At 57.0% G+C, this 21,209-nt stretch carries 19 protein-coding genes; 9 read left to right on the top strand and 10 right to left on the bottom strand.

The features are described 5' to 3' along the window. Positions 1–48: 48 nt before the first annotated feature. From ACR0IY_RS12685 to ACR0IY_RS12670, 4 genes are all read left to right on the top strand, one after another. A complete protein-coding gene (locus tag ACR0IY_RS12685; protein WP_480673795.1) occupies positions 49–1,173 on the top strand; it encodes an extracellular solute-binding protein in 1,125 nt (374 codons plus the stop codon). 116 nt (positions 1,174–1,289) lie between these two features. Further along, positions 1,290–2,402, top strand: a complete 1,113-nt coding sequence (locus ACR0IY_RS12680) for an ABC transporter ATP-binding protein (RefSeq protein ID WP_480673793.1) — start codon at positions 1,290–1,292, stop codon at positions 2,400–2,402. A 12-nt stretch (positions 2,403–2,414) separates the two neighbouring features. Next, a complete protein-coding gene (locus tag ACR0IY_RS12675) occupies positions 2,415–3,335 on the top strand; it encodes an ABC transporter permease (protein ID WP_480673791.1) in 921 nt (306 codons plus the stop codon). Further along, positions 3,332–4,639: an ABC transporter permease gene (locus ACR0IY_RS12670; RefSeq protein ID WP_480673789.1), complete on the top strand. Its 1,308-nt coding sequence runs from the start codon at positions 3,332–3,334 to the stop codon at positions 4,637–4,639. The genes ACR0IY_RS12675 and ACR0IY_RS12670 overlap by 4 nt, the downstream gene beginning before the upstream one ends. A 28-nt stretch (positions 4,640–4,667) precedes the next feature. Here ACR0IY_RS12670 and ACR0IY_RS12665 read toward each other — a convergent pair whose 3' ends face one another. The 10 genes from ACR0IY_RS12665 to ACR0IY_RS12620 all read right to left on the bottom strand — a co-directional run bounded on the left by ACR0IY_RS12665 (position 4,668) and on the right by ACR0IY_RS12620 (position 15,930). After that, positions 4,668–6,587 carry a beta-galactosidase gene (locus ACR0IY_RS12665; protein ID WP_480673787.1) on the bottom strand — a complete coding sequence of 640 codons (1,920 nt, stop codon included), beginning with the start codon at positions 6,585–6,587 and terminating at the stop codon, positions 4,668–4,670. After that, positions 6,584–7,444 (bottom strand): SMP-30/gluconolactonase/LRE family protein, encoded by an 861-nt coding sequence (locus ACR0IY_RS12660; RefSeq protein WP_480673785.1) that lies wholly within the window; start codon positions 7,442–7,444, stop codon positions 6,584–6,586. The genes ACR0IY_RS12665 and ACR0IY_RS12660 overlap by 4 nt, the downstream gene beginning before the upstream one ends. Beyond that, positions 7,441–8,046, bottom strand: a complete 606-nt coding sequence (locus ACR0IY_RS12655) for a 2-dehydro-3-deoxy-6-phosphogalactonate aldolase (protein ID WP_480673784.1) — start codon at positions 8,044–8,046, stop codon at positions 7,441–7,443. Before ACR0IY_RS12655 ends, ACR0IY_RS12660 begins: the two co-directional genes overlap by 4 nt. Beyond that, positions 8,043–8,936 (bottom strand): 2-dehydro-3-deoxygalactonokinase, encoded by an 894-nt coding sequence (locus ACR0IY_RS12650; protein ID WP_480673783.1) that lies wholly within the window; start codon positions 8,934–8,936, stop codon positions 8,043–8,045. Before ACR0IY_RS12650 ends, ACR0IY_RS12655 begins: the two co-directional genes overlap by 4 nt. A gap of 4 nt (positions 8,937–8,940) precedes the next feature. Beyond that, complete coding sequence (locus tag ACR0IY_RS12645) at positions 8,941–9,708, bottom strand: SDR family NAD(P)-dependent oxidoreductase (protein ID WP_480673781.1); 768 nt, start codon at positions 9,706–9,708, stop codon at positions 8,941–8,943. Continuing rightward, the gene (locus ACR0IY_RS12640) at positions 9,708–11,417 is read right to left on the bottom strand and encodes an IlvD/Edd family dehydratase (protein WP_480673779.1); all 1,710 of its coding nucleotides are present in this window, start codon (positions 11,415–11,417) and stop codon (positions 9,708–9,710) included. Before ACR0IY_RS12640 ends, ACR0IY_RS12645 begins: the two co-directional genes overlap by 1 nt. 21 nt (positions 11,418–11,438) lie before the next feature. Next, positions 11,439–12,779: an alpha-galactosidase gene (gene melA / locus ACR0IY_RS12635; RefSeq protein WP_480673777.1), complete on the bottom strand. Its 1,341-nt coding sequence runs from the start codon at positions 12,777–12,779 to the stop codon at positions 11,439–11,441. Between the two features lie 21 nt (positions 12,780–12,800). Then, positions 12,801–13,649 (bottom strand): carbohydrate ABC transporter permease, encoded by an 849-nt coding sequence (locus ACR0IY_RS12630; RefSeq protein ID WP_480673776.1) that lies wholly within the window; start codon positions 13,647–13,649, stop codon positions 12,801–12,803. 1 nt (position 13,650) lies between these two features. Then, the gene (locus tag ACR0IY_RS12625; RefSeq protein ID WP_480673774.1) at positions 13,651–14,574 is read right to left on the bottom strand and encodes a carbohydrate ABC transporter permease; all 924 of its coding nucleotides are present in this window, start codon (positions 14,572–14,574) and stop codon (positions 13,651–13,653) included. 96 nt (positions 14,575–14,670) lie between these two features. Next, the gene (locus ACR0IY_RS12620; protein WP_480673772.1) at positions 14,671–15,930 is read right to left on the bottom strand and encodes an ABC transporter substrate-binding protein; all 1,260 of its coding nucleotides are present in this window, start codon (positions 15,928–15,930) and stop codon (positions 14,671–14,673) included. A gap of 141 nt (positions 15,931–16,071) precedes the next feature. On the opposite strand from ACR0IY_RS12620, the gene ACR0IY_RS12615 reads away from it, so the two are divergent. The 5 genes from ACR0IY_RS12615 to ACR0IY_RS12595 all read left to right on the top strand — a co-directional run bounded on the left by ACR0IY_RS12615 (position 16,072) and on the right by ACR0IY_RS12595 (position 21,208). Next, the gene (locus ACR0IY_RS12615; RefSeq protein ID WP_480673770.1) at positions 16,072–16,878 is read left to right on the top strand and encodes an IclR family transcriptional regulator; all 807 of its coding nucleotides are present in this window, start codon (positions 16,072–16,074) and stop codon (positions 16,876–16,878) included. Next, the gene (locus ACR0IY_RS12610; protein WP_480673768.1) at positions 16,875–17,933 is read left to right on the top strand and encodes an ABC transporter ATP-binding protein; all 1,059 of its coding nucleotides are present in this window, start codon (positions 16,875–16,877) and stop codon (positions 17,931–17,933) included. Before ACR0IY_RS12615 ends, ACR0IY_RS12610 begins: the two co-directional genes overlap by 4 nt. Before the next feature lie 157 nt (positions 17,934–18,090). Then, positions 18,091–19,050, top strand: coding sequence for a dihydrodipicolinate synthase family protein (locus tag ACR0IY_RS12605; protein ID WP_480673766.1), 960 nt, complete (start codon positions 18,091–18,093; stop codon positions 19,048–19,050). Continuing rightward, a complete protein-coding gene (locus ACR0IY_RS12600) occupies positions 19,041–19,973 on the top strand; it encodes a 4-hydroxyproline epimerase (protein WP_480673764.1) in 933 nt (310 codons plus the stop codon). Before ACR0IY_RS12605 ends, ACR0IY_RS12600 begins: the two co-directional genes overlap by 10 nt. Next, a complete protein-coding gene (locus tag ACR0IY_RS12595) occupies positions 19,970–21,208 on the top strand; it encodes an NAD(P)/FAD-dependent oxidoreductase (RefSeq protein ID WP_480673762.1) in 1,239 nt (412 codons plus the stop codon). Before ACR0IY_RS12600 ends, ACR0IY_RS12595 begins: the two co-directional genes overlap by 4 nt. Position 21,209 lies beyond the last annotated feature (1 nt).

Raw genomic sequence — 21,209 nt, 5'->3', positions numbered from 1 at the left:
GCAATCACATAAAAAAATCAACACAGTCCAACAACGGGAGAATCGAAAATGGCTGACAGGAAAACCCTTTCAAGACGTACAGTGCTGCAAAGCGCGGGGGCGGCGGCTCTGGCCGCACCGCTCTACAGCAAAAGCGCGCTGGCGTCTTCGGGAGAGATCAACATCCTGATGTGGTCGGATTACCTGCCTGAAAAATTCCTGAACGAATTTAACGCGGCGACCGGTATCAAAGTGAACTACACTGGAATCGGGTCCAACGAAGAAATCATCAACAAGATGAAGGCCACCAAAGGCCAGGGCTTTGACATCGTCTCACCGACCAACAACCGCTCGCTCCAGTGGGAGCCGCTGGGCCTGCTGCAGCCGTTCGACATGAGCAAGGTTCCGATCGACAAAGTGAACCCGGCAATGGCGAAAATCGGTACCGACGCATGGAACTTTGGCGACGCGGGCGCCCACTGGCTGCCGCATATCTGGGGTACCGAAGGTATCGGCTGGCGCATCGACAAGTGGCTGCCAGCGGAAGAAGGCCCCAGCTATGGCGACGTCTGGAGCGAAGAGAATGCCGGCAAGACCATGGGTCGCCCGCACTCGATGATGTTGGGTGCAGGTCTGTATATGGAACGCATCGGTGAAATGGAGCCGGGTTCCGTCTGGGCTGCTTACGGCGACGAAGACACCATGCGCAAGGTCTGGGGCCAGATCACCGACTGGTGTATCGCACGCAAAGACCGCATCAAGTTGCTGTGGAATGATGCCGATACCCAGAAAAACGGTCTGCTGAACGAAGGCGTTATTGTCGGTCAGACCTGGGATGGCCCACCGCTTGCCCTGAAAACCGCAGGCGATCCTGTGACCTATCAGGCACCGGTCGAAGGCGCGATGGCTTGGGTCGACGGTATGTCGATGCCGGTTGGGGCCAAGAACATCGACCAGATCTATGAGTTCATCAAGTTCGCGTTCGAGCCGAAGCCTGCGGGCGAGGCGATCGACGAGCACGGCTACAACTCACCGGTTTTGGGCGCGGATCAGTACGCGGGTGATGTCTACAAGACCAACTTCGCCGAAGCCTATCCGGGTGACGCTCTGGCCAACCTGAACCCGTGGCCTGCCGAAGCACCCTGGTACGCGGAAACCCGCACCGAGTTTGTGAACAAATTCAAAAGCGCCTGATCATTCAGGAACTAAGCCCCCCGTGGATTGCGCGGGGGGCTTTCACCCGTACGCCGCCAGGCGTGACGGACCAATAAAAATGTGGTCGTGAACCACATCGCAGGGAGATGCCAAAAATGAGTGCAGGGGTCGGAGTCGATCTGGAAAACCTGTGGATTCGCTTCGGTGATTTTGTCGCCGTGCGCGATGCCAACGTGAACATCAACGGGGGCGATTTCTTTTCGTTCCTTGGCCCTTCGGGATGCGGCAAGACCACGATCCTGCGTGCCGTTTCCGGGTTTCTTGAGCCCAGCGAAGGCAATGTGCTGATCGGTGGCAACAACATGCGCGGCATCGGACCAAACAAACGCCCGACAGCCCTGATCTTTCAGAACCTCGCGTTGTTCCCACTGATGAAAGTATGGGAGAACATCACCTTTTCGATGGAGATCAAGGGCGCCAGCGCGGCCCAGCGTCGTAAACGTGCGGATGAATTGCTGGATATGATCGCGTTGCCGGGGCAGGGGGACAAACTGCCAAGCGAACTGTCCGGCGGTCAGCGCCAGCGGGTCGCGATTGCCCGCGCGCTATGCGCCGAACCGGACGTGCTGTTGCTGGATGAACCACTGTCGGCTCTGGATCTCAAGCTGCGCCAGCACATGCGAACCGAACTGCGTGAGATTCAGCAGCGGGTTGGGATCACCTTCATCTACATCACGCACGATCAGGGCGAGGCCCTGACCATGTCGGACAACATCGCGGTAATGCGGGCTGGCGTGATTGACCAGATCGCTGACGGCAAGACCATCTACAATGATCCAAACACGGCTTTTGCGGCCTCATTCGTTGGCGAAAACAACGTGTTCCGCGGCAAGGTCAAGCAGATCATGGGGAGCGAGGCATTGATTGAGACCAATCGATCAGGTGATCTGGTTGCCCGGATTTCGACCGCCAATCAGGGCAAGATGAAAGAGGGTGACGACGCCATGATGTTCATCCGTCCCGAGGCGTTCGCAATCGCACCGGACGGAACTGCCGGAGATCACTTCGTCACCGCGCGCGTCACGCACGAAGAATTTGAAGGCAATGTTTTCAATATTTTCACCGAAGGGGAAGGCGGCAAAGAGATCAAGGTTTCGCTGCCCAATCTCGGTCAGTCCTTCGAAGACCACACGGGCCGAAACATCACGCTGGAATACGAGACCCGCAATGCGGTTCTGGTTCCGGCGGGTGAACTGGCCGCAGAATAAGGAGGCCCTGATATGCCCGGCTTCCTGAAAGATTTCTTCAACCGCAACGGCACCGGCATGGGGCTGGCGATATTGGGTCTAGTCCTGTTCTGGACCATTGGCCTGATCATTCTACCGCAGCTGTCGATGCTGGACTTTTCCTTCCGGCCAAACCTGCCGCCCCCGGAAATCGGTGGGCCAAAGGATGTCTACACGCTGGAGAACTATAAATACCTGATTTTCGGCCCAGAGGGCGGCAGTCAGGACTATAACTCGGTCGATCTGCGCGTGTTTTTCCGTACCTTGCTTGCTGCGGTCTGCGTGACGATCTTCAACCTGATCATCTGCTACCCAATCGCCTATTATCTGGGTCAGAGTAAGGGCAATCACATACGCATATTCGCGATCATGCTGATCATCCCGTACTGGATCAACGAAATCCTGCGCGCCTTTGCACTGCGGATCATCTTTGGTGAGACCGGAGTGCTGAATACCCTGTTCATGGGTCTGGGCATCTGGGACACGCCGTTTGATTTCATCCGCAATGACATCGCGCTCTATGCCGGTCTGGGTTATGCCTACATCCTGCTGATGATCTTCCCGATGTACAACGTGATCGAAAGTCTGGACGGAAACCAGATCGAAGCCGCGCGAGATTTGGGTGCGCCCTGGTGGCGGATTCACTGGCGGGTGGTCATTCCATACGCCAAACCGGGGATCAGTTCGGGTTGCACGATGGTGTTCATGCTGTCCGCCGGTGCGCTGGCCGCGCCGCAGATTTTGGGCGGACCGTCGTCGCTGTGGTTCACACAGCTGATCTATCAGCAATTCAACGACAACAATGACTGGCCGCAGGGGGCTGCCTACGCCATCGTGCTGCTGGTGACCTGTATCCTGTTCGTACTGGCAATGATGCGCCTGTTTAAAGTGAACATGGGGGATATCGGGAAATGAACAATTCCTTCCTTCGTGTAAGCATCTGGGTCTATCTGGTTATCTTCTTCCTGTACCTGCTAGGTCCGCTGGTGATCATGTCGGTCACGGCATTCAATTCTTCGGTGTTCCCGAGGATGACGCCGTGGGAATGTCTGACCTTCGAGTGGTTCGGAGAGCTGTTTCAGGACCAGCGTATCCTGAACGGTATCAAGAACTCGCTGATCATCGGGTTGGGGACAGTGGTGCTGTCGGTGGCGATGGGTCTGGCCGGGGCGTTGATGCTGACGCAGATCTGGCCCAAGCTGCGCGCGACCTACTACACGGTTATCATCGCACCGATCCTGATCCCGGGTGTGGTTCTTGGTATCTCGACACTGGTGTTCTGGGACCGGATCAACCGGATGCTGGGGCTGGGTGCGGACAGCGTTCTGTCGAACGGCATCTTCCTGACGGTGATCGGTCAATCCACCTTTATTGCCAGCTATTGCATGCTGGTGTTGGTCGCGCGGTTGCAACGCTATGACATCGCGCTGACCGAAGCGGCTCTGGATCTGGGGGCCAGCCATGCGCAGGCATTCCGCAAGATCCTGTTGCCGTTTATGCGTCCGGCGATTGCGTCGGCGGCGGTGCTGGCGTTCCTCGCGTCGTTCGAGAACTACAACACCACCACCTTCACCTTTGGCGAATACCCGACGCTGACCATCGAACTGGCGCAGAAGGTGCGGTACGGCATCACGCCATCGATTTCGGCGCTGGCCTTTATCATCGTCGCGCTTACCGTGTTTTTTGCCCTGCTGAACGAGGCCAAGCTGAAACGGCAGGAACTGGTTGCAGCAGCTCGCAAGCAAGCCACGGTTGAGGAATTGGCGGGCAAGATCAAACTGCCCAGTTTCTTTGCCGGTAATATGGCAGCAGTTCTGGTGGTCGTCTTCGCGGTAGCCACGATCACCGTGGTGGGTACGGCAACGGTCTACAATCCGGGGCAATGTATCGCTGATGTTCGCGAGCAGAAGCAGCTGGAAGCTGAACAGCGTATTCAGGAACTGCGAGAACAGCGCGAAGAACAGCGCAGACAACGTGAGGAAGAACGCAAAAAGCGTTTTGAAGGCGTGTTTGAACCCGGTGAACTTCAACCCGGAACGACGGGAGAAGAGGCGGAGCCAGACGCAGGCACCAATAACTCTGGCTTCGGTAATGTGTTTGATCCGAACGCACTGAGCGGTGACGATGACGAGGGCGCCTCGGATACAGAAAGCCAGCCGTCGAACAACGGTGGGTTTGGCGGGGCCTTTGACCCTAACACCCTTCAATCCGACCAATAACTTGCTGACGATAATCCCGTCCGGAGAGCTAACCCTCTTCGGGCGGGTTCTTTTTCAGGATTTTCACGTCACAGGCAGGAATATCGTGCCCTTCCCACTCAATTGGTGTGGCATTGTAGTTGATCAGGAATTCGTGCTGATCGGTTTCCCTGCGGCGCAACCCTTCGGGTAATGGGTGCAGGTTTAATTCAACTTTTTGCGCTGCCATGGAAATAATCCGGTCCCACAACGTTTCGTCAGGGAAACCAGCCAGATACCACAGACTGTCAGCGCCTTTCAGAGCGGCATTGCCGTCAGAGTAAGTCAATAAATCCACCGCCGCGCCAGACAGACGTTCCACCCAGTGCACAGCCGCGCCGCCACCGACAACGTCGCGTTGGACACTTGGGGGCAGCGACTCGACCAGATCAACCTCACAATCCAGCCCGGACAAGCCGGGGCGTCCGGTATCGGGGATTTGGAAATCTTGCGTGACAGCACCGCTGCGCGGACCGAAGATCACCAAGTCATTTTTTTCTGTCAGGTTTTGTGCGTAAACATCATCCAATGTGGCCAGCCCGGGCGCAAGGATCAGTTTGTATCCGCCTTTCGTTTTGCCAACTGTTGAAATGAAGTCCACGGACAAGCCGGCGCGGCGCAATGCGCGATAGGCTGAAAACACCAACCGGAAATAGTTGAACCCGGCCCCTTGTGGCTGTGTCGCCCATGTCCAGTCAGAAGCATAGTCAAACAAGATCGCCACTTGGGCTTGCGATTGAGAAATCGTACCCAGACTTTCCAGATCATCTGCTGTCTTGCGCACTTCGGCCAACGCCGGAGCGGAAGTGTTGTTAGGGGCGAGCAGGCCAGCATGCATTTGTTCCTGCGCAAATGGGGCTTGTCGCCAGCGAAAATAACTGACGACTTCGGCACCATGGGCTACCGCCTCCAGCGACCACAAGCGGACCATACCGGGCAGGGGTGCAGGGTTGTACGGTGCCCAGTTGACCGGTCCGGGTTGTTGTTCCATCACCCACCAGCGCCCACGCCCAACGGCACGGTAGAGGTCGTGGTGAAACGCCTGCATGTCTGGATCGCCCTGTTGCAGGAATGCGGTTCTATGGGCCTCTTCGGCTTCAAGCCGGTCGGACAGGAACCCAATCGGATAGCTGTCCCAGGTGGCGATGTCCAAATCAGCGCCCATCTTGAAATGATCGAAGTCCAAAATCCGGCCCATATAGTTATGCAGCAACGGAGCATCTGTCAGCGGCCGAAGGGCGTCTACCTGCGCCTTGTTGAATGTCACCACCTGATCCGAACTGAACCGGCGGAAGGCCAGAACGTGCGCCGGGTTGGGTTCTGTCACGGTCAGATTTGGCAGGTCTATCTGGTCGAAGCGGTCATACTCCATTGACCAGAACACATTGCCCCAGGCCGAATTTAACGCTTCGGTTGTGCCATATTGGTCTGCCAGCCAAGCCTGAAACGCACGAAGTGCCAGTTGGCTGTAGCTGACCGTGGTGTCGTGACATCCGTATTCGTTGTCGATCTGCCACGCAGCCACATGCGGATTGCGCCCATAGCGCTCGCCCATGATCCGGGCGATGCGTATGCTTTCATCGATATAGCCTTGATGGCTGAAACAGTAATGTCTGCGAGAACCAAACTTGCGCGGCTGACCATGTCCATCGACGGCCAGCATGTCTGGGTGCTTTTCAAGCATCCATCGCGGTGGGGTCGCCGTGGGAGTGCCCAAGACAACCTTTAACCCGGCGGTGCCCAATGTTTCGATGGCGCGATCCAGCCAGTCGAGTTGTAGATCACCCGGCTTTGGCTCCATCCGGCTCCACGCAAATTCACCGATCCGAACCCAGGTTAGACCGGATTCAACCATTCTTGCGGCGTCTTCGGCCCACATCGCGTCGGGCCAGTGTTCCGGGTAATAGCAAACGCCAAGTTCGGGCTTCATAACAGAACTCTGTGTTCGGCCTGCCCTTTGCCTGCACCTGTGGCGGCAAAGGTCATGCCATTGGTGGGATGTTTTATGAGCGTGTCTGCATCCAGCCCTTCGCGGGCTGTGGTACAAAACAGAGTCGTCAGGTCAGTGCCGCCGAACGCGGGGCACGAGGTATGAGCGGCGTTAAACGAGACTGCAGTCAGGAACTGTCCGGCCGCGCTATAAGTTGCGACGCGCCCAGCCCCCCATTGTGCTATCCACAGGTTGCCGCCGGCATCGACAACTGCGCCGTCGGGGTTAAGGCATTCGACCCGCAAGTCCAAAAATACGGTGCTGTCCCCTTCGGGCCAACCGTTTGCGGCGTTCAGAGGCCAGCGCATGACCTGTTTTTTCACAGTGTCCGCATAATAAGCGCAGGATCGGTCCGGTGCGAAACAGATTGCGTTCGAAATCGAGACATCCGGCACCAATTGCTGCAATTCGCCTTGCCAATATCGATAGATCGCACCCGCACCGGGTTCAGCGTTTTTGCCCATCGTCCCGATCCAGAACCCTCCCCAGGGATCAGCGCGTCCGTCATTTGATCGCGTGATCGGGTTATTTTCCTCAAGCGGTAATACCAGCTCTTTGCGCTCATTCAGCAGATCAAAGCGCCAAAGCCCTGTTTCAGAGGCGATCAAGAGCGTATCCTTATCGATCCAACCCGCGGCCGATACATGCTCTTCAAACTGCCAGCTTCGCCGCTCATCGCCTTCTTGCGTCAGCATGCGCTTGCCCAGGATGTCGAACCAGAAAAGCTGTTTCCTTAGCGGATGCCACAATGGCCCTTCACCCAATTCGCAGGGGCGGTCGTCGTAGACGGTACTCATCCAATGGCCTCGTCATAGGCCGCCACAATTTCCGTCGCCCGGTTCGCGACCTCAGAAACTGTCATGCCCGGTTTGAAAAGAGCTGAACCTATGCCGAACCCATCTGCTCCGGCCTTAACCCATTGGTCGAAATTGCCGGGGCCTGCTCCACCTACGGCATAAACCAGCGTTCCCTTGGGCAAAACCGCGCGCAGAGCAGCCAATCCAGCCGGACCAGCCATTGCCCCGGGGAACAGTTTCAATCCCGAAGCCCCGGCTTTGAGCGCTGCAAAGGCCTCGGTCGGGGTAAAAATACCGGGCCAGCTTTCCAGACCCAACTGATGCGTACGTGAGATTACGTCGGGGTCGCAGTTCGGCGACACGATTAGCTTGCCACCGACGTCGGCCACTGCATCCACCTGAGCAGGTGTCAGGACGGTGCCTGCACCGATCAGGGCGCAATCACCGAATGCATCGGTAAGGTTGCCAATTGAGATCAACGGATCGGGTGAGTTCAGTGGCACTTCGATCTTGTCGATCCCGGCGTCGATCAGAACTTTCCCGACGGCGGTGGCATCAGACGGGGTCAAGCCGCGTAGAATGGCGATAATGGGGCGGCTCATACGGTTTGCCTCGTCAGGTTGCGGGCATGATACAAGCCAGCCAAAGTACAGTCTGTGCCGCTGGCTATTTCCACAAACGCGCCCTGCGTTTTCAAGGCTTTGGCGTAAACTTCGGACAGGCCCTCGGCCCCGACGATCGCCAGTTGCTGTCCCAGCCAATAGGGGCGGGTTGCGGCCAGTTCGGCCCCTATCAGGTATCCCGAAAGTCGGGCTCGGGCCACACCACCATCTTGACCCTGTAACAAGTCGGCGGCCCGCAGCCCAAAAAAGCGTGTGGCCAGTTGTTCCGGTTTTGAAAGCGCGTCCGCCGTAGCCTCAGCAAATGCGCTGTCGTCCCAGCCCTCGGTGACCGAGTGTTTCAAGACCGATTGCCCGCGCAGCAGATCGAACATCTCGCCGGTCATGAAGGTGCGAAAGCTGACGACCTCTCCGGCGCTGACCTGCACCCATTTCGTATGGGTTCCGGGCAAGCAGATCACACCGTCCCAATTTGGGCGGTTCGCCAGAAAACCGGCAATCTGGGTTTCCTCACCCCGCATAACGTCCGGCGGGGCGGTCTGTTTCAGGCCAGGGACCACGAAAGCGCGAATGCGGGGGTCGGTGCCTGGTACGCGGAACGGAGCAACCGGGATCGGTTCGCATGGGACGGTAGAATAGGGGGCTTCGATCCAGCCCTGCCGCGCTCCGACCATGCCACAGGCAATCACGTCAACGGGCGCATTGCCCAACCAACCTTCGATCAATTCGAACAAGGCAGGTTCGAAGCCGCCATTGTCGATGCGGGCCATGCCCTTGTCCGAATGCGCCTGACCTAGCACCGTGTCGCCCTGCATGGCCCAGACACGCAGATGAGACGTTCCCCAATCGACAGCAATCCATTCTGTGTTCATTGCATTACCCCGAAACCACGACACCACCATCGACGGCCATGCACTGCCCGGTCATGGCCCGGCTGGCGTCCGAAGCCAGAAACAACGTGGGTGCAATCATGTCTTCAGGTGTCAGATGATCTTTTAAGCACTGGCGCTCCATATGTGCGGCCAGATCTTCTGGCGTGACCCACATGTCTAGCTGTTTCTGGGTTAGCACCCATCCCGGAGCCAGTGCGTTAACTCTTATTTTCTGCGGCCCCAGCTCACGCGCCAATGACCGCGTCATCCCGGTGATCCCGGCATTTGACGTGGTGTAAATCGGATAGCCGGAATTGCCCATCATGTAGCTGATCGAGCTGAAATTGACGATTGCCCCGCCCTTGCCCTGCATCTGACGCGCGGCCTCCTGACAGGCAAAATAATAGGCCTTGAGGTTAACCTTGATCATCCAATCCCAGAACTCGGTGGTGGTTTCCTCAAGCGAGTGGCGCTTGTCGTTGGCAGCGTTGTTGATCAGCACGTCCAGCGGGCCATGCGCCTCGGCCGCTTTCCGCATGGTGCTGTGCAACAGTTCGGTGTCGGTCATGTCGCCCTGCATGAACATGGGCGCGCGGCCGTGTTTGTCGCGCATTTCTTCGACGAAACCGCTGGCATCCGAGCGACCAATGAAGGCGACGTTGGCGCCTTGGGCCAGAAAGCCATCCGTCAGTGCCGCGCCGACGCCAGACCCGCCGCCGGTGATATAGACGGATGCACCGTTCAGGTCATGAAATGTGGCTGGTTGATCCATCAGTGGCTCTCTCTGGTCACAAGGCGGGTGTCTTTGCCGACAAGGAAATCGAGGTCTGCGCCTTGATCAGCCTGAAGCACGTGATCGACATAAAGCTTTGCATATCCACGTGTGTAATTGGGATCGTCCGGTTGCCATGTGGCGCGCCGGGCGTCGAGTTCCGCTGCATCAACCAGCAGCTCCAACTCTCCCTTACTGGCCGATACGCGGATGCGGTCGCCGGTCTTGACCAATGCCAGCGTGCCACCCGCTTGCGCCTCGGGGCTGACATGCAGAATGACGGTGCCGAATGCCGTGCCCGACATACGGGCGTCTGAGATGCGGATCATGTCGCGCACGCCGTCCTTCACCAGCTTGGCCGGGATCGGCATGTTGCCGACCTCGGGCATGCCGGGATACCCCTTGGGGCCGCAGCCCTTCAGCACCAGAATGGTCTCGAGCGTCACTGGCAGATCGTCGCGGTCAATGTTTGCCTTCAAGTCTTCGATATTTTCGAAAACGTAAGCCTCGGCTTCGGTTTCAAGCAGTTCATCCGTGGCCGCTGAGGGTTTTACGATGGCCCCATTCGGAGCCAGATTTCCACGCAGAACCCGCAAGCCAGCGGCAGGTTTTACCGGATCGTCGTAAGGTCGGATCACGTCGCGGTTAAAGCATTCGGCCCCTTCGTAATGTGCAGATATGTCTTTGTTCAGGACCGTTTTCGCCGGCCGTAGAAAGGGTTTCAGTTCGGACAGGACGGCGGGAACGCCGCCAGCATAGCAGAAATCCTCCATCAGGTATTTCCCCGAAGGCATACAGTTCACCAGCAGCGGAATTTCTGACCCGATTTCAAAGTCTTTCAACGCCAGGTCGACACCCACGCGACCTGCCAGCGCCAGCAGGTGAACCACCGCGTTGGTCGAACCTCCTACGGCGGCGTTGGCGAGGATGGCGTTCTCAAAGGCTTCTTTGGTTAGGATGTCCGAGGGTTTGAGGTCTTCGTCCACCATCTCGACAATCCGTTTGCCAGTGAGATGCGCCAGCGCCATGCGGCGGGCGTCAACGGCCGGAAGGGCGGCGTTGGTGGGCAGGCTCATACCCATGGCCTCGACCAGCGAGGCCATAGTCGAGGCCGTGCCCATCGTCATGCAAACTCCGGCGCTACGAGACATTCCGGATTCCGCGTTCATGAAGTCTTGCAGGGTCATTTCCCCAGCGCGCACGGCCTCAGAAAATTTCCACACATCTGTGCCCGAGCCGATATCCTGACCGCGATATTTGCCGTTCAGCATCGGACCCGAGCTGACGACGATCGAAGGCAGATCAACCGAGGCCGCGCCCATCAATTGCCCCGGTGTAGTCTTATCGCAGCCGCCCAGCAGTACGACGCCATCGATGCCATAGGCGCGGATTGATTCCTCGACATCCATGGCCAGCAGGTTGCGGAACAGCATGGCGGTAGGCTTCATCTGGGTTTCGCCCAGCGACATGACGGGGAATTCGACGGGAAAGCCACCTGCCTCCCACACGCCACGTTTGACGCCTTCGGCCAAGTCGCGCAGGCCCGAGTTGCAGGGCGTCAGCTCAGACCATGTGTTGCATATTCCGATAACGGGTCGACCATCAAAGGCATGATCGGGAAAGCCCTGGTTCTTCATCCACGATCGGTGAATGAACCCATCCTTGTCGAGCTTTCCATACCAGTGCTGTGAGCGGCGTTTTTTTGTCATTTTTTAGCTTTTTACTTAATGTCAGGCGGCTTTTGCAGGTTTACACCATTCCGGCAACCAGCCGGTATGGGCAGTCAGCAAGTCATTGATCAAATTTCGGATCTGTCGCAGGTCCAGTTCGGCGGCAGTATGTGGGTCCATCATGGCGGCGTGATATATGTGTTCGGGGTTTTGGTCGACCAGTGCGCGAACCACCAATTCCTGTACATTGATCTGACTGCGTATCAGCGCGATCAGCTGTGGCGGGATGTCGGTAACGCCCGAGGGCTGCACGCCATTGCTGTCCACGAGGCAAGGGGTTTCAACCGCCGCGCCCAAAGGCAGTTGCGGGATTTGGCCGGTGTTGGGCAGATTGCCATAGGCCACATACGGCGCATCGGTGACGATGGCATTCATCAGGTCGGCAGCAAATTCATGGCTGCGGGTCACCCTGATGTCGCGGCCATCTGTTAGTGTCTTGGCTTGTTCTTTCCAGTTGGCCATCTGTTCCACGCAACGGGTCGGGTATTCGTCCAATGGGATTGAGAAGTGTTCGATCAGATCCTGCCGCCCGTCTTTGATGAACCAGGGAACGAATTCGGCAAGGTGCTCTGAACTTTCCGTGCAGAAATAGCCGAGATGGTCCATGACCTCATACCGGACCTTGTTGGGGCAGCGCGGCATCAGCAGGGGGGGCTTGGGCAAATGGCCGCTTGCGTAACCTCGCCGAAGTGCGGGGTAGAGATCGCGCCCCTGATGTTCCAGCCGCAGAAAGAAGGCAACGTGATTGACCCCTGCGACTTTGTAGCGGAATTCGTCCTTGGGCAGGTCCAGATCATGCGCCAATTCTTCGACCGTGTTCTGGACAGAGTGGCAGAGGCCAACCTGTTTCAACGCTGGAAATTGCTCGGCCAGCGCCCAGGTGTTGATGGCCATCGGGTTGACATATTGCAACAGGGTCGCGTCGGGGCATAGTTGCATCATGTCCCGTGCCACGTCCCACAAGACCGGGACCGTGCGCAGGCCGCGCATGATGCCTCCCACGCCTAGTGTGTCGGCGATGGTCTGGCGCAGGCCGTATTGTTTGGGGATTTCGAAATCTGCGACCGTACACGGCTCATACCCGCCGATCTGAAAGGCGGTGATCACGAAATCCGCGCCATCCAGAGCGGCGCGGCGGTCGGTATGGGTGGAAACGGTCGCTCCCGACCCGACCGAGCGGATCATAGCGCGGGCTACGGTCTCGCTTTCGGCCAGCCGCTCGGGGTCGATATCCATCAGCGCGAAATGGCTGTCGGCCAGCGCTGGGGTCAGCAGAGCATCTCCTACGATGTTCTGCATGAAGATTGTGGAACCCGCACCAATAAAGGTGATCTTGGTCATGTGGCGAACTCCGATTCAAAGTTATTTGACGGCACCGAGGGTTAGACCCGCGATGAAGTGTTTCTGCATCAGAAAGAACATGGCCACCGGCGGCAGTGCCGCAACAATGGAACCTGCACTCATCAACTGATAGGCGGCTCGAAATTGGGCGTTGAAGCTGGTAATCCCTGCGGTGACAGGTTGGCTTTCGGCGCCCTGTGTCAGGACAACCGCCCAGAAATAATCGTTCCAGATAAAGGTAAAGATCAGCACGCTGAGTGCGGCAATAGCCGGTTTCATCAGCGGTAGGACCACGTACCAGAAGATACGCCATTCGCTGATGCCTTCGACCCGTGCCGCCTCGATCAATTCAAAGGGCAGGGCGCGGATGAAGTTGCGCATGAACAGTGTGCAGAACCCGGTTTGAAAGGCGATGTGGAACAACACAAGGCCGGTTTTGGTGTTGTAGAGACCCAGTTGCAGAGTCAGGTCACGGACCGGCACCATCAGAATCTGGAAGGGCACGAAATTTCCTGCCACGAACATGAAAAAGATCCAAAGGTTCGATTTGAACTTGTAAATTCCCAACGCAAAGCCGGTCATACAGCTGAGCGCAACAGCTCCGATCACGGTTGGGACGGTGATCAGGAACGAATTCAGCAAATACCTAGGCATGTCCGAGTTAAAAAAGACCTGACCATAGTTGAACGCGCCTTCAAAGCTGGACGGCATGCCCCAATAATTCGCATTGGTGAAATCTGCCGCCGGCTTAACCGAGAACAGGGCAACCGCAAGCAATGGACCTAGCCAAAGAAGCAGTGCCAAAGGCAGCATTGCCTGATAGCTGATTTGGGCTGCACGGGATTGTTTTTCGATTGGTTTGGGAAACATCTCAGTGCCCCTTTTCTTCACGGTACATCGACCACAGGAAGTAGGCGATGAAACAGAGCATGATCAGGAACAGGACTACGGCGATGGCGGCACCGTACCCCATTCGGAAGCCGTATTCGGATAGCGCAACCTCGAACATGTAATAGGCCAGCACACGGGACGAGCCAAAAGGGCCGCCCTGAGTCATGATTGAGATCAGGTCGAAGCTGCGCAGCGCGCCGATGATCGTTACGACAAACGCGATAAATGTCGCGGGGCGCAGTTGCGGCAGGATGATGTGCCACAGCATCCGCACACCCTTGGCACCATCCAGGCGTCCGGCCTCGATCTGTTCGGGATCCACGGCGTTTAGGCCGGTCAGATACAGGATCATGCAATACGCAGTCTGTGGCCAGAGACCGGCGAAGATGATGCCATAAGTTACAAAACGTTCGTCGCCCAGAACATTAAGCGGGCCAAGGCCAAACAGGCTGAGGAACTCATTCAGCAGGCCAAAAGTGGGGTCGTAAAACCAGGTGAAAACGAGACCGACCACAACCTGAGAAATAACGAAGGGGAAAAAGAACAATGACTTGTACAGGCGGATGCCCCAGACCGTCTGGTTCAGGAACAAAGCAATGAACAGGCCCGTTGGGATTGCTGCCAGATAGAGGATAAGCCAGATCAGGTTGTTCTTTAGGGAAATGTAGAACGCATCCCGGTCGACCCATTCCCAATACAAATCCTCGTAGTTGCGGAACCCGACATATTCGGCCGCGCCCAGCCCGTCCCATTCGTAGAGCGACAGGTTGAAGGACTGAAATACCGGAATGATCACATAGACCATGAAAAAGAGCAGGCCGGGGGCCAGAAACAGCCAAGGCGCGATGCGCTGTTGGTTTCTGTGGAACCAGCTTTCCTGTTCAGGGATGTCGATGGCTGACATGAGCAAACTCGGTTTTAGGTGGAAGGAGTAAGACGGGTTGAAACCCGTCTTACGCTCGATGTGGTGCAGGCCGGACGGATGCCCGGCCTGACCCGTTTAGTTGTCGTAGATACGCTGACGGGCGCGTTCCAGCTTGGCCAGAATCTTGTCTGCGTTGTCCGGCTTGACCATGAACTCCTGGAAGCCTTCCATCGACACTTTGGCCATTTCTGCCGGTGCGTCGCGATCCCAGAATTGGGCCACTCCACCGGGGCTGTTCGACGACAGCATCTCAAAGCCTTGCTGCAGGAACTTGTCGTCATCAACAGAGGATTGCGCGTTTACAGGCAACTGACCCAAGTTCGAACCATTGTTGATCTGAGTTTGTTCGTCGGCAGAAACCACGAAACGCAGAAATTCCCGCGCGGCCTCTTTGTTGGACGCGTTGGCTGGGATGTGGAACGTGTCGGTTGGGGCATCCTCAGCCAGCTCAACATCAGGGTTGATGGCAACAAACTGGTAGAAATCCAGCTGATCATCGGTCAACCCGGCCTCGCGCAGCGGGGCGACAGCGAAGTTACCCATCAAGTAGGCGGCGGCTTCGCCATTGACCATGAAGGGCAGGGCCTCTTGCCAACTGTAAGTCTGGTGATTGTCAATGAACGCGCCCATGTCGATCAACTGTTTCCAGTTGGCGAAGGTCTGTTTGACCCGATCGTCTTCCCAACTGATTTCACCGTTGGCGAGCTGCTGGTGGAAGTCGAACCCGTTGGTTCGCATGTTCAAATAATCGAACCATCCACCGGCAGTCCAGAGGAACTTGGTCCCAATAGTATAGCAAGCGCGGCCGGAGTCGACGATCTTTTGGCAGTTGGCCAGTTCTTCTTCCCAAGTGGTTGGTTCGCTCAGGCCCAGTTCATCAAAGATGTCTTTACGATAATACACGCCCCATTGATAGTAGGTGTAGGGCACGCCCCATTGCTTGCCATCAATGGTCATCGCACCTTTGGTAGAAGCAAGGTTGTCGGCGATTTCCGGTTCGGACCACAAATCCGATACATCTTCGAATAGGCCGGCTTCGACGTAGGGCTTCATTCGGTTGGCTGCGTACCACGTGGCGACATCCGGCGTATCTGCCGTCAGAAAGTTTCTGATTTGCGTCTTGTATGCCTCGCGGTCGATCACGGTGGTTTCAATTTCCAACCCGGGGTGCTGCGCCGCGAACCTTTCAATCATCTCTTCCATCGTCGCGCGCGGCGCCGGGTTTGATGTATCCAGGAAAATTCGCAGTTCGCCAGTCAGCTCGGCCGCAACAGGTGCGGCCAGTGCCACACTGGCTGCCAACGCTGTCGCGGTGCGTTTGAACATGGAATGCATAGTTTCCTCCCTTTGCTCCCATTTTCAGGTTCCATATAATGAAACCAAGTTTTATATATTGAAAACTACACATCGACTCGGTTAGTCTTGTCAAGACCCTCGCGAAATCGAGTGTCGGTAATCGGAGGAGAATACGCGCCCGTGTCAGGTGACGGAACGATAGGAAAAGCATGTGATGTGCTGGATCAGGTGGCGGCATTCGCGCGCCCGGTCCGTTTCGCCGAGTTGCTGGAAAGTAGCGAATTTCCCAAAGCAACGCTGTACCGATTTCTGCAAACCCTGACCAATCAGAGAATGCTGTCCTATGATCCCGAACGGCAGACCTACGCGCCCGGTCTTAGGTTGGTTCGGCTGGCGCACACGGCGTGGACCCAAAGTTCGTTGGCGCCTATTGCAAGGCCGTTTCTGGATGCGCTCAGCAGCGAAACCGGTGAAACTGTGCATCTGGCGCAGCTTGATTCCAGTCAGGTTTTATATGTCGACAAGCGCAACGCGGCGCAGCCGGTCGAGATGTATTCGCAGGCTGGCAAGGTTGGCCCCGCTTATTGCACAGGCGTGGGTAAGGCGATGATGGCGTATCTGGAAGCCCCTGCATTGGACAGGGCGGTCTCACAGCAAAGCTATCACCGCTTCACGGACAAGACGCTGACTTCGGAAGAGGCATTGCGCGCAGATCTCGATCTGATTCGCAGCCGCGGTTACGCCATTGACGATGAAGAGCATGAACGGGGCATCATTTGTATCGCCTGCCCAATCCTGACTTCGGGTCGGCGAATGTTGGGGGCGATCTCGGTGACCGGATCGACCGAACGTATGAACTTCAAACAATTGGAAACCTGGGTCCCCCGTGTTCGCCGTGTGGCCGAACAGATCGGAGCCGAAGCGCAGGCCTGGCGGTTCCCTGAAACCAGCCAAAGCGCCGACAAAGACAGGATGCAAGCGACATGACAGGTGTAACTCTCAATCAGGCGATCAAGCGATACGGCGAAACGCAGGTTATTCATGGCATTGATCTGCAGATTGAAGATGGCGAATTTTGCGTATTCGTCGGCCCTTCGGGCTGTGGCAAATCCACTTTGTTACGGATGATTGCCGGACTGGAGGAAACCACGGAAGGGCAGATTCATATTGGTGCGCGCGATGTGACCCATATGGACCCGGCAAAGCGCGGCGTGGCGATGGTGTTTCAGACCTATGCGTTGTACCCGCACATGTCGGTGGCGGAGAACATGGGCTTTGGCCTGCGCATGAACGGGGTCGCCAAATCAGAGATCGACCAGAAGGTGCAGCAGGCGTCAAATATCCTCAAGCTGGACCAATATTTGAAACGCAAGCCCAAGGCTTTGTCCGGCGGTCAACGGCAGCGGGTGGCGATTGGTCGGGCTATCGTCCGTGGTCCCGAGGTGTTCCTGTTCGATGAACCTCTGTCAAACCTCGACGCCGAACTTCGTGTCGAGATGCGTGTCGAGATCGCGCGGCTACACAATGAGATTGGCGCGACGATGATCTACGTGACGCATGATCAGGTCGAAGCGATGACAATGGCCGATAAGATTGTCGTTCTGCGCGATGGCCGGATCGAGCAGGTCGGTGCTCCGATGGATTTGTACCGCGACCCGGACAATCGCTTTGTGGCCGGTTTTATCGGTTCACCAGCGATGAACTTTCTGGAATGCGACATTGCCGAAGGCAAAGTCTCGCACACGGCACTCAGCGAACCCTTGTCAGTCACAGCCAACGTGCCTGCGGGGATGTCCAAAGTGACATTGGGCATCCGTCCTGAACACATCGAGGTGGACCGTGCTGGCGATACCTGCGCAGTTGATCTGACCGAAGCGCTTGGTGGTGTCAGTTATACATACCTGCTGACGCCGAATGGCGAGAAACTAATCATCGAAGAACGAGACGACCAGCGCAGTGGGCAAGGGGAGCGTATCGGAATCATTGTTCGCCCCGAGCGTGCAATGCTGTTCGACCCAGAGTCTGGCCAACGCTTCCGATAACTGGAAAGCCCGGTCCTGACGAAACACGCCGATCCTTCGATCTGGCGTGTTTTTTCTGGTCTGCAATTATCCTGGATTTTGTATCCAATATCCGTTATGGCGAGTCGAAAGAGCCAAATCAGTCCACTCTGACCCAGCATTTTGAAGGATAACCCCGATGTCGACAAATGTTTTCACCGGCACCATGCCTGCGCTCATGACGCCCTGCACAGCCGATCGCGCCCCCGATTTCGATGGTCTTGCCCGCAAGGGGAAGCAGATGATCGAAGCAGGTATGTCAGCGGTGGTCTATTGCGGGTCTATGGGGGATTGGCCACTCCTGACTGACGAACAGCGGATGGAAGGTGTTGAACGGTTGGTTGACGCAGGATTGCCGGTTGTGGTCGGAACCGGGGCCATCAACACTAAATCCGCCGTAGCCCATGCCGCGCATGCACAGAAAGTCGGAGCCGTTGGCCTGATGGTCATCCCGCGTGTCCTGTCGCGGGGTAGCTCTCTGACTGCACAAAAAAACCATTTCAAGGCTATTCTGTCCGCCGCGCCCGACCTGCCAGCGATCATCTACAACAGTCCTTATTACGGGTTCGCCACCCGTGCAGACCTGTTTTTCGCGCTGCGCGCCGAGCATCCCAACCTGATCGGGTTCAAGGAATTTGGCGGTAAGGACGATCTGCGCTACGCGGCTGAAAATATTACCAGTCAGGACGACGATGTGACCCTGATGGTTGGTGTCGATACCGAAGTCTACCACGGCTTCGTCAATTGCGGCGCGACAGGATCGATCACGGGCATCGGAACCGCCCTTCCGCGCGAAGCACTGCTGTTGGCGGCGCTCTCCCAAAAAGCGGCGCAAGGCAATGCCGAAGCCCGCCAGCGCGCACTGGAACTGACCGAGGCCATCCAGGTGCTGTCCAGTTTTGACGAAGGACCAGATCTGGTACTGTATTATAAGCATCTCCTGGTGCTGAACGGTGAAACGGAATATCGCCTGCACTTTAACGAAACAGACGAGTTGACCGATGCGCAGCGCAAGTATTGCGAACAGCAATATGACTTGTTCCGCAATTGGTTTGCTGACTGGTCCCAACAGGGCGGAGTGATCGCAGAATGCGCGTGATTGACAGCCATACTGGGGGTGAACCCACGCGGGTCATCCTGGATGGAGCGCCTGATCTGGGCTCGGGATGTCTGGCCGAGCGCGCCCGCAAGCTGGCAACTGAACACGAGGCGTTTTACCGGTCCACAATGCTGGAACCGAGGGGTCAACCCGGCATGGTTGGCGCGTTGTTGGTTGAACCAGTAGACCCGACCTGTGTGACCGGTGTTATTTTTTTCGACGTGGACGCGGTTCTGGGCATGTGCGGGCATGGGACCATCGGTCTGACAGTAACGCTGGCGCAATTGGGGCGCATCGGCGTGGGTTCGCACCGGGTCGAGACACCTGCCGGGGTCGTTACGGTTGCGTTGCAAGATGCCAATACCGTTACGGTGACGAATGTCGAAAGCCGCCGCATCCACCGTGGCGTGACCGTCGATGTTCCGGGCTATGGGGCGGTGACCGGCGACGTGGCCTATGGCGGCAACTGGTTCTTTATCGTTGATCCCAGCCCGATTCCGGTTGGAACTGACAATATCCGGCAACTGACGGATATGACAATTGCGATCCGTGAGGCCGCGAACGCGCAGGGTGTTGCAGGTGAGCAGGGTGAACCGATCGATCATGTGATCTTTCAGGACGCCTCACCTGACCAAAACGTTCATAGCCGCAACTTTGTTCTGTGCCCGGATGACAATTACGACCGTTCACCCTGTGGCACTGGTAGTTCCGCGCGACTGGCCTGTCTGGCTGCCGAAGGACGGCTATCCCCCAGCGAGGAGATCGTACAGCACAGCGTCATCGGCAGCGCCTACCGCCTGTCCTATCAGCCGGGCGTGAACGGAGGGGTCATTCCTTCGATCACTGGAAAGGCTCATATCATGGCAGAGACGACTCTTGTTTTTGACCCGGACGATCCATTTAAGGCGGGAATAGAATTTTGATCCCTCAGATCCTCGTTATCGGGGCGGGCGTAATCGGCATCACTACAGCGCTGGAGTTGCAGCGCCGAGGCCATTCCGTTCTGGTCCTGGATCGCGAGGGGGTCGCAGCGCAGGCTTCGGCGGGGAATGCCGGGGCTTTTGCTTTTTCCGAGATCGAGCCTCTGGCGACCCCCGGCATTATGCGGAAGGCACCGAAATGGCTGCTCGACCCGTTGGGGCCGTTGTCGATACCGCCTGCTTATGCTTTGAAAATTGCCCCGTGGATGTTCCGGTTTTGGCAGGCCAGCCGGCCGGGGCCGTATCAAACCCACCTAAAGGCGCAGGTTGAGTTGATGAAGCAATCCGCCAGCGCCCTGAACCGGCTGATTGCCAGTGTCGATGGTGCAGCGATGATGCAGCATGATGGGCAGATGCAGCTTTACGAAAGTGAAGCAGAGTTTCGTGCCAGCCTGCCTGCATGGGAACTGCGCCGACAACACGGGATCGAATTCGAGCTGCTGGAAACACAGGCGGCGATCGCCGAGAAACAACCGGGTCTTAGCCCCCGGTTTACACATGCAGGGTTTACTCCGAATTGGGTGAATACCGTCGACCCGAAAAAATGGGTTGAGCATTTGGCGCAAGCCTTCCTCGACCGTGGTGGAAAGATCGAGCGTCAGGACATCCGGGCGCTGAACCCTTTGGGCGACGGCATGCGTGTGCTGTTGGAAGAACGTGTGATTGAAGTATCCAAAGTGGTTATCTGTGCCGGAGCATGGTCGCACAGTCTTGCGCGCTCCCTGGGTGACCGCATCCCGCTTGAGACTGAGCGGGGCTATAACACGACCCTACCTGCAGGCGCATTTAACCTGCGTATGCATCTGACCTTTTCGGGTCATGGATTTGTCGCCAGCCGGATCAACGGCGGTGTGCGGATCGGTGGCGCAGTTGAGTTGGGTGGCCTGAACTTGCCGCCAAATTTCCGACGCGCGGACACACTGCTCAAAAAGGCCGAGCAATTTTTGCTCGGTTTGAACACAAAAGGCGGCACGCAATGGATGGGGTTCCGCCCGTCTCTGCCGGACAGCCTGCCTGTGATCGGACCGTCGCCTAGTGCGCCGGAAACCATATACGCGTTTGGGCACGGTCATCTGGGTCTGACTCAAGCAGCGGGGACGGCGGAACTGGTTGGTGACATGGTCGATGGCCGTCCCACCGAGATTTCCATTTCCCCTTTCTCGCCCACTCGTTTTTAAG

The organism is Ruegeria sp. BC1, assembly GCF_056539305.1.
Note: the sequence above shows the minus strand (reverse complement) of the source record. Positions and strands in the feature narration are given on the sequence as shown.

Excerpts from the sequence above, each read along its gene's own strand:
- ACR0IY_RS12660 (WP_480673785.1), bottom strand. The coding sequence starts at position 7,444 with ATGAGTACCGTCTACGACGACCGCCCCTGCGAATTGGGTGAAGGGCCA.
- ACR0IY_RS12610 (WP_480673768.1), top strand. The coding sequence starts at position 16,875 with ATGACAGGTGTAACTCTCAATCAGGCGATCAAGCGATACGGCGAAACG.
- ACR0IY_RS12655 (WP_480673784.1), bottom strand. The coding sequence starts at position 8,046 with ATGAGCCGCCCCATTATCGCCATTCTACGCGGCTTGACCCCGTCTGAT.
- ACR0IY_RS12620 (WP_480673772.1), bottom strand. The coding sequence starts at position 15,930 with ATGCATTCCATGTTCAAACGCACCGCGACAGCGTTGGCAGCCAGTGTG.
- ACR0IY_RS12600 (WP_480673764.1), top strand. The coding sequence starts at position 19,041 with ATGCGCGTGATTGACAGCCATACTGGGGGTGAACCCACGCGGGTCATC.
- ACR0IY_RS12675 (WP_480673791.1), top strand. The coding sequence starts at position 2,415 with ATGCCCGGCTTCCTGAAAGATTTCTTCAACCGCAACGGCACCGGCATG.
- ACR0IY_RS12645 (WP_480673781.1), bottom strand. The coding sequence starts at position 9,708 with ATGGATCAACCAGCCACATTTCATGACCTGAACGGTGCATCCGTCTAT.
- ACR0IY_RS12625 (WP_480673774.1), bottom strand. The coding sequence starts at position 14,574 with ATGTCAGCCATCGACATCCCTGAACAGGAAAGCTGGTTCCACAGAAAC.
- melA (WP_480673777.1), bottom strand. The coding sequence starts at position 12,779 with ATGACCAAGATCACCTTTATTGGTGCGGGTTCCACAATCTTCATGCAG.
- ACR0IY_RS12640 (WP_480673779.1), bottom strand. The coding sequence starts at position 11,417 with ATGACAAAAAAACGCCGCTCACAGCACTGGTATGGAAAGCTCGACAAG.
- ACR0IY_RS12685 (WP_480673795.1), top strand. The coding sequence starts at position 49 with ATGGCTGACAGGAAAACCCTTTCAAGACGTACAGTGCTGCAAAGCGCG.
- ACR0IY_RS12630 (WP_480673776.1), bottom strand. The coding sequence starts at position 13,649 with ATGTTTCCCAAACCAATCGAAAAACAATCCCGTGCAGCCCAAATCAGC.
- ACR0IY_RS12680 (WP_480673793.1), top strand. The coding sequence starts at position 1,290 with ATGAGTGCAGGGGTCGGAGTCGATCTGGAAAACCTGTGGATTCGCTTC.
- ACR0IY_RS12650 (WP_480673783.1), bottom strand. The coding sequence starts at position 8,936 with ATGAACACAGAATGGATTGCTGTCGATTGGGGAACGTCTCATCTGCGT.
- ACR0IY_RS12670 (WP_480673789.1), top strand. The coding sequence starts at position 3,332 with ATGAACAATTCCTTCCTTCGTGTAAGCATCTGGGTCTATCTGGTTATC.
- ACR0IY_RS12665 (WP_480673787.1), bottom strand. The coding sequence starts at position 6,587 with ATGAAGCCCGAACTTGGCGTTTGCTATTACCCGGAACACTGGCCCGAC.
- ACR0IY_RS12605 (WP_480673766.1), top strand. The coding sequence starts at position 18,091 with ATGTCGACAAATGTTTTCACCGGCACCATGCCTGCGCTCATGACGCCC.